The organism is Streptomyces sp. JJ36, from assembly GCF_021696945.1.
Lineage (GTDB): Bacteria > Actinomycetota > Actinomycetes > Streptomycetales > Streptomycetaceae > Streptomyces.
Map to the genome: position 1 here is coordinate 41,393 of NZ_JACYHE010000041.1, position 10,866 is coordinate 52,258.

The window sequence follows — 10,866 nt, forward strand, 5'->3', positions numbered from 1 at the left end:
TGTGCCGGACGCAGCCGAGACCGCGGGCCGGGTGGCCGTCACCGGCATGGCCGGACGCTTCCCCGGCGCCGGGGACGTGGACGCCTTCTGGCGCAACCTCGCCGAGGGCCGGGAGACCATCTCCTTCTTCTCCGGTGAGGAGGCCCAGGACTCCGGGGGAGGCGCCGCCGGCGGCGGCCAGGCGTACGTCCCCGCCAAGGGCGTACTGGAGGACGCCGACCGCTTCGACGCCGCCTTCTTCGGCTTCAGCCCCCGCGAGGCCGAGGTGATGGACCCGCAGCACCGGGTCTTCCTGGAGTGCGCCTGGCACGCCCTGGAGTCCGCCGGCCACGACCCGCGCACCTTCGAGGGGCGCATCGGGGTCTTCGCCGGCGCCAGTCTCAACTCGTACCTGCTCTTCCACGTGCTGGGGAACCGGCGGGTCTACGCCTCCACCGGCAGCTACCAGACGCTGCTCGCCTCCGACAAGGACTTCCTGGCCACCCGCGCCGCCTACAAGCTGGGCCTCACCGGGCCGGGCGTCACCGTGCAGACCGCCTGCTCCACCTCGCTGACCGCCGTCCATCTGGCCTGCCAGAGTCTGCTGAACGGCGAGTGCGACGTGGCCCTGGCCGGCGGCGTCTCCGTCAGCGTGCCGCTGCGCGGCGGCTACCACTACGAGCCGGGCGGCATCCTCTCGCCCGACGGGCACTGCCGGGCCTTCGACGCGGACGCCGGCGGCACCGTCGCGGGCAACGGCGTCGGCGTCGTGGTGCTCCGCCGGCTCGCCGACGCCACCGAGGACGGCGACACCGTGGACGCCGTGATCCGCGGCACCGCCGTCAACAACGACGGCTCGCTCAAGGCCGGTTACACCGCACCCTCGGTGGACGGACAGGCCGAGGCGATCGCCGAGGCGCTGGCCGTCGCCGAGGTCGACCCGGACACCATCGGCTATGTCGAGGCGCACGGCACCGGCACCGCGCTCGGCGACCCCATCGAGGTCGCCGCCCTCACCCGCGCCTACCGGGAGCACACCGACCGTACCGGCTACTGCGCGCTCGGCTCGGTCAAGAGCAACGTCGGGCACCTGGACGCCGCCGCCGGCGTCACCGCGCTCATCAAGACCGTGCTCGCCCTGCGGCACGAGGCGCTGCCCGCCACCCTGCACCACCGGCGGGCCAACCCGGCGCTGGAACTGGACTCCAGCCCGTTCACCGTCAACACCGCGCTGCGACCGTGGCCCCGCCGGGCCGGGGCGCCCCGCCGCGCCGGGGTCAGCTCCTTCGGCATCGGCGGCACCAACGTCCACCTGGTGCTGGAGGAGGGCCCGGAGCCGCCCGCCGCACCGCCCGAGGACCCCGAGGGCACCGCCGGGCACGCCCGGGTGCTGCCGCTCTCCGCACGCACCCCGGAGGCCCTGGCCGCCCAGGCCGAACGGCTCGCCGCACACCTGACGGACCACCCCGGGGAACGGCTGGCCGACGTGGCCCACACCCTCGCAGTGCGCCGGGCGGCCCTGGAGCACCGTACGGCCGTGGTCTGCCGGGATCGTGCGGAGGCCGCCGGCCGGCTGCGCCGGGTGCGCCCCGCCGACGCGGTGGCCGCGCGGGACGGCGAGGCGCCGGTGGCCCTGCTCTTCCCCGGGCAGGGCGCCCAGTACCCGGGCATGGCGCGGGACCTGCACGCCCACGAGCCGGAGTTCGCCGCCGCGCTGGAGGAGTGCGCCCGGCTCTTCGCCGCCGAGACCGGCGAGGACCTGCTGCCGCTGCTGCTTCTCGCGGAGCCGGAGGACGGGCCCGGAGCCGCCGGAGAGGCCGCGGGGGCCGCCGCGCGGCTGGCCCGTACGGAGCTCACCCAGCCCGCGCTGTTCGCCGTGGAGTACGCCCTGGCCCGGCTCTTCGCCGCCCGCGGCGTACGGCCCCGCGCCCTGGCCGGGCACAGCATCGGCGAGCTGGTCGCGGCCACCGTCGCCGGGGTGTTCTCCCTGGAGGACGCCGTACGGGTGGTGGCGGCCCGCGGCCGGCTGGTGCAGCGGCAGCCGGGCGGGGCGATGCTGGCGGTCTTCCTGCCGGAGGAGGAGACCGCTGCGCGGCTCGGCCCGGGACTCTGCCTGGCCGCCGTCAACTCGACCGGCCTGACCGTGGCCGCCGGGACGGAGGAGGCGGTGGCCGCCCTGGAGCAGCGGCTGCGGGAGGAGGGCGTCGGCCGTCGCCGGCTGCACACCTCGCACGCCTTCCACTCCCCGGACATGGACGGCGCGGTGGAGCCCTTCACCGCGCTCCTGCGCGACGTGCCGCTGCACGCCCCGGAGATCCCCTTCCTCTCCAACGTCACCGGCACCTGGATCACCCCCGAGCAGGCCACCGATCCCGCCTACTGGGGGCGGCAGCTCCGGGAGACGGTGCGCTTCTCCGCGGCGCTCGGCGAACTGCTGGCCGACCCGGGCCTGGTGCTGCTGGAGTGCGGCCCCGGCACCACCCTGGGCGACTTCGCCCGCGGCCACCGGTCCTGGGAACCCGGACGGACCGCGCTGGGCGCGCTGCCGCACCCCCGGGACCGGCGCGACGCGCACGCCCATCTGCTGGGCTGCCTCGGCGGCCTGTGGAGCGCCGGGGTGCCCGTCGACTGGCGCACCCTGTCCGGGGACGCGCCGCACCGGGTCCTGCGGTTGCCGGGCTACCCCTTCGAGCGGCAGCGCTACTGGGTGGAGCCCGACGACCCGTCCCGTACGGCGGCCGGCGCCGCGGCCGGAACCGGCTCCGCTGCCGAGTCCGGCACCGACGCCCTGGCCCGCGCCCTGGAGTCCACCGCGCCGCCCGGGGAGATGTTCCACACCCCCGGCTGGCGGCGGCTGCCCCCGCGCCCCGCGACGGACGACGGCGGGCGCACCCCGGACCCCGTCTGGCTGCTGCTCGGCGCCGACCTGCCGCTCGGTGCGGCACTGGCCGCACACCTCACGGACGCGGGCGCCACCGTGCTGCGCGCCTCCGCCGGCCCGGGCCGGGCCCGGCGGGAGGGGGACGCCTGGACGCTCGGTCCGGCCGACCGCGAGGGTCTCGCGGAGCTGCTCCGGGCCGCCCGCGCGGCGGCCCGGGACGCCGGCGCGGGTGACGCTGCCCGTACGGGCGGCGCGGGCGATGCGGGCGGCGGGGGCACGGACCGCGGTCCCGCGGTGCGCGTCGTCCACCTGTGGAGCCTCACCGGCGCCCCGGCGCCCGACGGCGCCCCGCCGGACCAGGACCGTCTCGCCGCCGCCCGTGCCCGCGGCTTCGACAGCCTGCTCGCCCTCGCCCAGGCCCTGGACGAGACCCGGGGCGCAGAGCCGGTCGAGGTCGACGTGGTCTGCCGCGGAGTCCGCGCCGTCACCGGCGAGGAGCCGCTGCAACCCGAGAACGCCACCCTGCTCGGCCCCTGCACCGTCCTCCCGCAGGAGGTCCCCGGCACCGCCTGCCGCACCCTCGACCTCACCGGCACCGACCCCGGGGCGCCCGACGCCGCCGCCGTCCACGCCCTCGCCGACCTGCTCACCGGCCCGCCCGCCGCGGAACGCGACCTCGCGCTGCGCGGACGGCACTGGTGGGCGCGGGAGTTCGACCCCGTACGGCCCGGCACGGCCGCCTCGGGACGCGCCCCGCTGCTCCGCGCCGACGGCGTCTACCTGGTCACCGGCGGACTCGGCGGGGTCGGCCTGGCGCTCGCCGGGCAGCTCGCGGACCAGCTCGCCGCCGGGGGCGCCGCACCTGCCTCCGGCGGACCCGGCAAGCCCGTGCTGGGGCTGCTCGGCCGCAGCCCGTTCCCCCCGCCGGAGGAGTGGGCGGCCCGGCTGGAGACGGACGACGCCGGGGACCCGGTCGCCGTCCGCATCCGGGCGCTCCTGCGGCTGGAGGAGCGGGGTGTACGGGTGGTGCCGCTCCAGGCGGACGTCACCGACCCGGAGGCCACCGCCCGCGCCGTCGCCCGGCTCCGCGCCCACGGCCCGCTGCGCGGCGTCGTGCACGCCGCCGGCGCCCCCTCGACCGGCCTGATGGCCGGCAAGACCCGCGCCGACGCCGACGCGGTGCTGGCGGCCAAGACCCGCGGCACCCTGGTGCTGGAGGAGGTCTGCCGGGAGGACCCGCTCGACTTCCTGCTGCTCTGCTCCTCGCTGACCTCGGTGCTGGGCGGCCCCGGGCAGAGCGACTACTGCGCCGCCAACGCCTTCCTCGACCTCTACGCCCAGGCCCGCCGGGACGCCGGCGCCCCCGTGACCGCCCTGGCCTGGGACACCTGGCAGGACACCGGCATGGCCGCCGGGCTCGCCGCACGGCTGGCCGGCGGCCCCGGAACGGCCCCGGAGGCCGGCACCGGACCGGACGGCGGGCCGGCGCCCGCGGAGGAGCCGCACCCGCTGCTGCACCGGCTGGTGCGCCGTACCGGAACCGCCCGGACGTACGCCACCGTGCTCGGCACCGACACGAGCTGGATCGTCGACGAACACCGCATCATGGGCCACGGGCTGGTGCCCGGCACCACCTATCTGGAGCTGGTGCGCGCCGCTGCCGCGGCCCACGCCGGGCCCGGGCGGGAGACCGAACTCCGTGACGTGCTCTTCCTGATGCCGGTGATCGTCCCGGACGGGCAGACCCGCGAGGTGTTCACCACCGTCGAGACCCGCGGCGAGGAACTGGAGTTCACCGTCTCCAGCCGGGCCCCCGAGGGCGGCTGGCAGGACCACGCCACCGGCACGGTGGTGCTGCACGCGCCAGCCCCCGCCGTCGTACGCGACCTCGCGGAGATCGAGCGGGCGTCCGGCGACGAGGTGCTGGAGACCGAGGAGGAGATCCACCGCCGGCTCAAGCTGGACCGGGCCGCCCAGGGCGGGCCGATGACCTTCTCCTTCGGCCCCCGCTGGCGCTGCCTGCGCCGGATCCGCGCCGGCGAGCGACGGCTCCTGGTCACCCTCGAACTCGACCCGGACCACGCGGGCGACGTCGAGGAGTACGTGCTGCACCCCGCGCTGCTGGACGTCGCCGGGGCCTCCGCCCGCATCCACGCCCGGGACGTCTACTACCTGCCCTTCACCTACCGCAGCCTGCGCGTGCACGGACCGCTCACCCGGATCCTGCACTGCGCGGTCGAGCTGAAGGAGCCGGAGGGCGGCGACCGCGAGGCCACCGGCGAGACCCTCACCTGCGACGTCGAACTGCTCGACCCGGACGGCCTGGTCCGGGCCCGGATCACCGACTTCACCATCAAGCGGATCAACGACGTGGCGGGGCTGCTGGAGCAGGTGGAACGGGCGGCCGCGGGGCCCGGAGCCGGTACGCCGGACGCCGGGGACCCGGCGTCCGGGGACCCGGCCGCACCCGGCGGCGGGCTGCTGCACGCGCTCGGCGCGGGCATGAGCCCGGAGCAGGGCACCGCGGCCTTCGCCCGGCTGCTGCGGAGCCCGGACGCCGGGGCGCTGCCCGCCCAGCTCGTGGTCACCGGCCGCGATCTGACGGCCCTGCGCCGACTGGCCCGCGACGTCACGCCGGAGCTGCTGGCCCGTGAGGCCGAGGAGTTCGCGCCGCCCGCCGGTACCCACCCGCGCCCGGACCTGGACACCCCGTACGCCGAACCGGCCACCGAGGAGGAACGGGCGGTCGCCGGCATCTGGCAGGAGGTGCTGGGGCTCGACCGGGTCGGCGTGCACGACGACTTCTTCGCCCTCGGCGGCCACTCGCTCGCCGCGGTACGGATCGGCACCAAGATCCAGAGCCGCTTCGGCACCGAACTCGACCTGCGCGGGTTCTTCGACGCGCCGACCGTCGCCGGGACGGTCGCCGCGCTCGCCACCGCGGCGGAACGCGGACCCGCCGGGGCCGAGGACGCCATCGAGGTGCTCAGCCGCGAGGAACCCGCCGAGGAGTCCGGCGTGGCGACCGGCGGAGTGGTGCCGGACGGTGCACCCGGCGGGGAGGCGCCCCGCCGGCCCGCGCGCTCCCCGGCGGGCGCCACGGCCTCCGGGGCCGCACCGGACGGCGCCCGCCCGGACGGCGGCACGCCGGACCTCGCCGGCGGTTCCGCGGGCCCGGGGGAGCCCGGAGACCTCCCCGGGCCCGACCCCGACGCACTCGACGGGCTCTCCGACGAGGACGTGGACGCGCAGCTCCGTGCCCTGCTCGGCGAGGAGGGCACGGCATGAACCCGCCGCCCGCCACCCCACCGGAGACCCCTCCGATCCCGCCGATCCGCCATCCGCGACACCGCACAAGGAGGGCCCGCCCGTGAGCGGCATCGACCTGGACAGCCTCTCGGCGGAGGAGAAGCGCGCGCTGCTGGCCGAGCGCCTGCGCGCCCGCCGTCGCGCCGCGCAGCCCGCCGCCCCGGGCACCCCCGCCTCCGGGGAGTCCCCCGGCACCCCGGAGACCGCCGCGGCCGGCGAGGCCGCCGGGGGCGCCCCGGGAACACCCGCCGCCCGTGCCGTCGCCCCGTCCGGCGCAGCCGCGGATTCCTCCGGTACTTCCGGCACCTCCGGCGCCGCCGGGGCCCCCGGCCGGCCCGGAGGGAAGGACGCCGGGACGGGACGGACCCGGCGCCGCACCCGGTTCCCCGCCTCCTTCTCCCAGGCCCGCATGTGGTTCCTGGACCGGCTCACCCCGGGCAACGCCACGTACAACATCCCCGGCGCCCTGCGCCTGCACGGCACCCTGGACCTGGACGCCTGGCGCCGCGCGCTGAACGAGATCACCCGCCGGCACGAGGCGCTGCGCACCACCTTCGGCGAGGAGGACGGCGAGCCGGTACAGATCGTCGCGGAGGCGGCGGAGCCCGAGTTCACCGTCCGGGACTGCTCCGGGCTGCGCGGCCCGGAGGGCGAGGCGGCCCTCCAGGAGCTGGCCCGCGAGGAGTTCGCCCGTCCCTTCGACCTCACCCGCGGTCCGCTGCTGCGCGTCACCTTCCTGCGGTTCGCCCCGGACGAGCACGTCCTGCTGCTCACCATGCACCACATCGTCGGCGACCTGTGGTCCACCTCGGTGGCCTTCGCCGAGCTGATCGAGCTGTACGGCGCCTACACCACCGGCCGCGCCCCCGACCTCCCCGAACTCCCCGTGCAGTACGCCGACTACGCCGCCTGGCAGCGCAAGCGGCTGGACGGCGACGCGCTGCGCGGCGAACTGGCGTACTGGAAGGAGACCCTGGCCGGTGCCCCCGCCGTGCTGGAGCTGCCCACCGACCGGCCCCGCCCGCCCGTCCAGACCACCCGCGGCGCCTCCCGCCCGTTCCGCCTCTCCCGGGAGGCCGGCGAGGCGCTGCGGGAGCTGAGCCGGCGCGAGGGCGCCACTCCGTTCATGGCGATGCTCGCCGCCTTCCAGGTGCTGCTGCACCGCTGGAGCCGCCAGGACGACCTGGTCGTCGGCGTGCCGGTGGCCGGGCGTGGCCGCCCGGAGACCGAGCGCCTGATCGGGCTCTTCACCAACATGCTGCCGCTGCGTACCGACCTCTCCGGCGACCCCGGCTTCCGTACCCTGCTGGACCGGGTACGGCGCGCCTGCCTGGGCGGCTTCGCCCATCAGGAGCTGCCGTTCGAACGCCTGGTGGAGGAGGTGCGGCCGCCGCGCGACCTCTCCCGCTCGCCGGTCTTCCAGGTCTCCTTCCTCTTCCAGAACATCCCGCTGCCGGAGTTCGACGGCGTCGGGCTCCGGGTGGAGCCCGTGTACGTGGAGAGCGCCACCGCCCGCTTCGACCTGGAGCTCCAGGTCTTCGACCGGCCGGAGGGGTTCAGCGGCTGGTTCGAGTTCAACACCGACCTCTTCGACCCGGACACCGTGGAGCGGATGTCCCGCCATCTGGAGCTGCTGGTCGAGGCGCTGGTCGCCGAGCCGGACCGGCCGGTGGGCGCCGTCCCGATGCTCACCGCGGACGAACGGCACCTGCTCCGCCACGCCTGGAACGACACCCGCCGGGAGTGGCCCGCCCCGCTCGCCGCGCACCAGCGCTTCGCCGCACAGGCCGCCCGCACGCCGGACGCCGAGGCGCTGCGCACCGCCGACGGTGCCGAGGCGCTGAGCTACGCCGAACTGGCCGCGCAGGCCGGTGCCCTGGCCCGGACGCTCCGGAGCCTGGGCACCGGACCCGGCGACCTGGTCGGGATCTGCCTGGACCGCACGCCGCAGACCGTGGTCGCGATGCTCGCGGTGTGGCAGGCCGGCGCCGCCTACGTGCCCATGGATCCCGGCTTCCCGCCGGACCGGCTCGCGCACACCGTGCGGGACTCCGGGATGGGCGTGCTGCTGACCCGGCGCGCCGTGCGGGACCGGCTGACGGAGCTGCCCGCCCGGGTGCTCTGCCTGGACGAGCCCGGCGCGGACCCGGCGCCCGCCCCGTCCGGGCCGTCCGGGCCCGGCGAGGCCGACCCGCTGCCCGGCGCCGCCACCGGCCCGGAGGACCGGGCGTACGTCATCTACACCTCCGGATCCACCGGCCTGCCCAAGGGCGTGGAGATCACCCACGGGGCGCTCGGCAACTTCCTGCACGCCATGCGGGAGCGCCCCGGCATCGAGCCCGGGGACACGCTGCTGGCCGTCACCACCCCGGCGTTCGACATCTCGGTGCTGGAGCTGGTGCTGCCGCTCGTGGAGGGCGCCCGCGTGGTGCTGGCCGACCGGGAGACCGTCGCCGACGGCGAGCGGCTGGCCGGCGCGCTCGCCGCCCACGGCGCCGGCATCCTGCAGGCCACCCCCGCCACCTGGCGCATGTTGCTGGACGCCGGCTGGCGGGCCGCCCCCGGCTTCCGCGCGCTCAGCGGCGGCGAGGCCCTGCCCGCCGAGCTCGCCCAGCGGCTGCTCGACGCCGGGGCCGAGCTGTGGAACATGTACGGGCCCACCGAGACCACCATCTGGTCCTCCGTGGCCCGCATCGACGGCCCCGGGCCGGTCACCCTCGGTGAGCCGATCGCCAACACCGAGCTCCACGTGCTGGATCTGGCGGGCGAACTGGTGCCGCCCGGGGTGCCCGGCGAACTCTGCATCGGCGGCGCCGGGCTGGCCCGCGGCTACCTCGGCCGCCCGGAGCTCACGGCGGAACGGTTCGTGCCGCACCCGTTCGGCGGCCCGGACGAACGGCTCTACCGCACCGGGGACCTGGTCCGGCGCCGCGCCGACGGCGCGCTGGAGTTCCTGGGCCGCCTGGACCACCAGGTGAAGGTACGCGGCTACCGCATCGAACTCGGCGAGATCGAGGCGGTGCTGGAGCGGCAGCCCACCGTGGAGCAGGCCGTGGTCGCCGTCCGCGAGGACACCCCGGGCGACCCCCGCCTGGTGGCCTACGTCGTCCCCGGGGAGCAGCCCGCCGACGCCGCGGCCGCCGCCGACGCCCCGGCCGCCGCCGACGCCGCGGAGGGCGCCGCGCCGGGTGTCCCGAGCGGCCGGGCCGCCGTCCCGGGCGCCGGGGACCACGCCGCGCCCGGTGGTTCCGAGGCGTCCGCGACGGACCAGGGCCGGGGCGGCCCGGGCGGCCGGGTCGCCGTTCCCGGCGCTGCGGACGATGCCGCTGCCGGGGCCCAGACGGGTCCTGTCGCCGCCCCCGGTGCTGTGCACGACACCGCTTCCGGAAACCGGGGGGACGCTGCCGCCGTCCACGGTTCCGCGGAGGACGCCGGGCCGGGCGGCCCCCCCGCCGGGGACCACGCCGGGTCCGGTGCACACGCGGGCCTCGGGGCCCACCCCGGCGCCGCGGAGGGCGCCGCGTCCCGTGTACAGGCGGGCGCTGCGGCCGTCCCGGGTGTCGCGGCGCCCGACGACGGGGACGGTCGCCCGTCGGTCGTCGGCCACGACGACCGGGACCCCGCAGCCCCCGCGGCCCCCGCGGAAGCGGAAACCCCCGGGGCCGTCGACGACTGGCGCGGCATCTGGGACGCCGCCTACAACGACGCCCCCGACGAGGCCGGCGACGCCGATCCCGCCTTCGACATCCGCGGCTGGGCCAGCAGTTACACCGGGCGCCCCATCCCCGCCGAGGAGATGCGGGAGTGGGTCGAGCGCACCGCCGGCCTGGTGCTCGGTCTCCGCCCCCGCTCGGTGCTCGACGTCGGCTGCGGCACCGGCCTGCTGCTGCACCGCGCCGCCCCGCACACCGACCACTACTGGGGCACCGACATCTCCACCGTCGCCCTGGAGCGGCTGCGCCGCCAGGTCGCCGACCCCGCCCACGGGCTGACCGGCGTGGAGCTCTTCCCCTGCGCCGCCCACCGGCTCCAGGAGCTGCCGGAGCGGCGTTTCGACGCGGTGGTGCTCAACTCCGTCGTGCAGTACTTCCCCGACGAGCGCTACCTGCTGCGGGTGCTGGACGGCGCCCTGCGCCGGGTCGCGCCCGGCGGCTCGCTGGTGATCGGCGACGTCCGCAGCCTCCCGCTGCTGGAGGCCTTCCACGCCTCCGTGGAGCTGCACCGTGCCGAGGACGGCCTGCCCGTACGGCGGCTGCGGGACCGGGTCCGGCGCTCGGTCGCCGCCGACGGGGAACTGGTCGTCGACCCCGCCCTGTTCACCGCGCTGGCCCGCCGCCACCCGGCTGTCTCCCGCGTCTCCGTGACCCCCAAGCGCGGCACCTTCGGCAACGAGATGACCCGCTTCCGCTACGACGTGGTGCTCACCGTCGAGGGCGACGACGCGGACGCCGGGACCGCCGGCGGCGGTCCCGCGGAAGCCGTGACATGGCTCGACTGGGGCCCCGAGGGCCTGACCCCGGAGGCGGTACGGGCCCGGCTCACCGCCGACCCCGGCGCCACCCTGGCGCTGCGCGGCGTGCCCAACGCCCGGCTGCGCCCGGCCCGGCACGTCCTCGACCGGCTCGCCGCCTCCGGCGACCCCGGCGCCCCGGCGGGTGCGGGGGCTCCCGGTCCCGGCGCCGCCCCCGGGCCGGGTA

At 77.5% G+C, this 10,866-nt stretch carries 2 protein-coding genes; both read left to right on the plus strand.

The window, feature by feature from the left end; all coding sequences use genetic code 11:
• Nucleotide 1: 1 nt before the first annotated feature.
• Nucleotides 2-6,148, plus strand: coding sequence for a type I polyketide synthase (locus HOY81_RS16685; protein ID WP_237321216.1), 6,147 nt, complete (start codon nt 2-4; stop codon nt 6,146-6,148).
• A gap of 82 nt (nt 6,149-6,230) precedes the next feature.
• A partial coding sequence (locus HOY81_RS16690) for an amino acid adenylation domain-containing protein (RefSeq protein ID WP_237321217.1) occupies nt 6,231-10,866 on the plus strand: 4,636 nt, incomplete at its 3' end.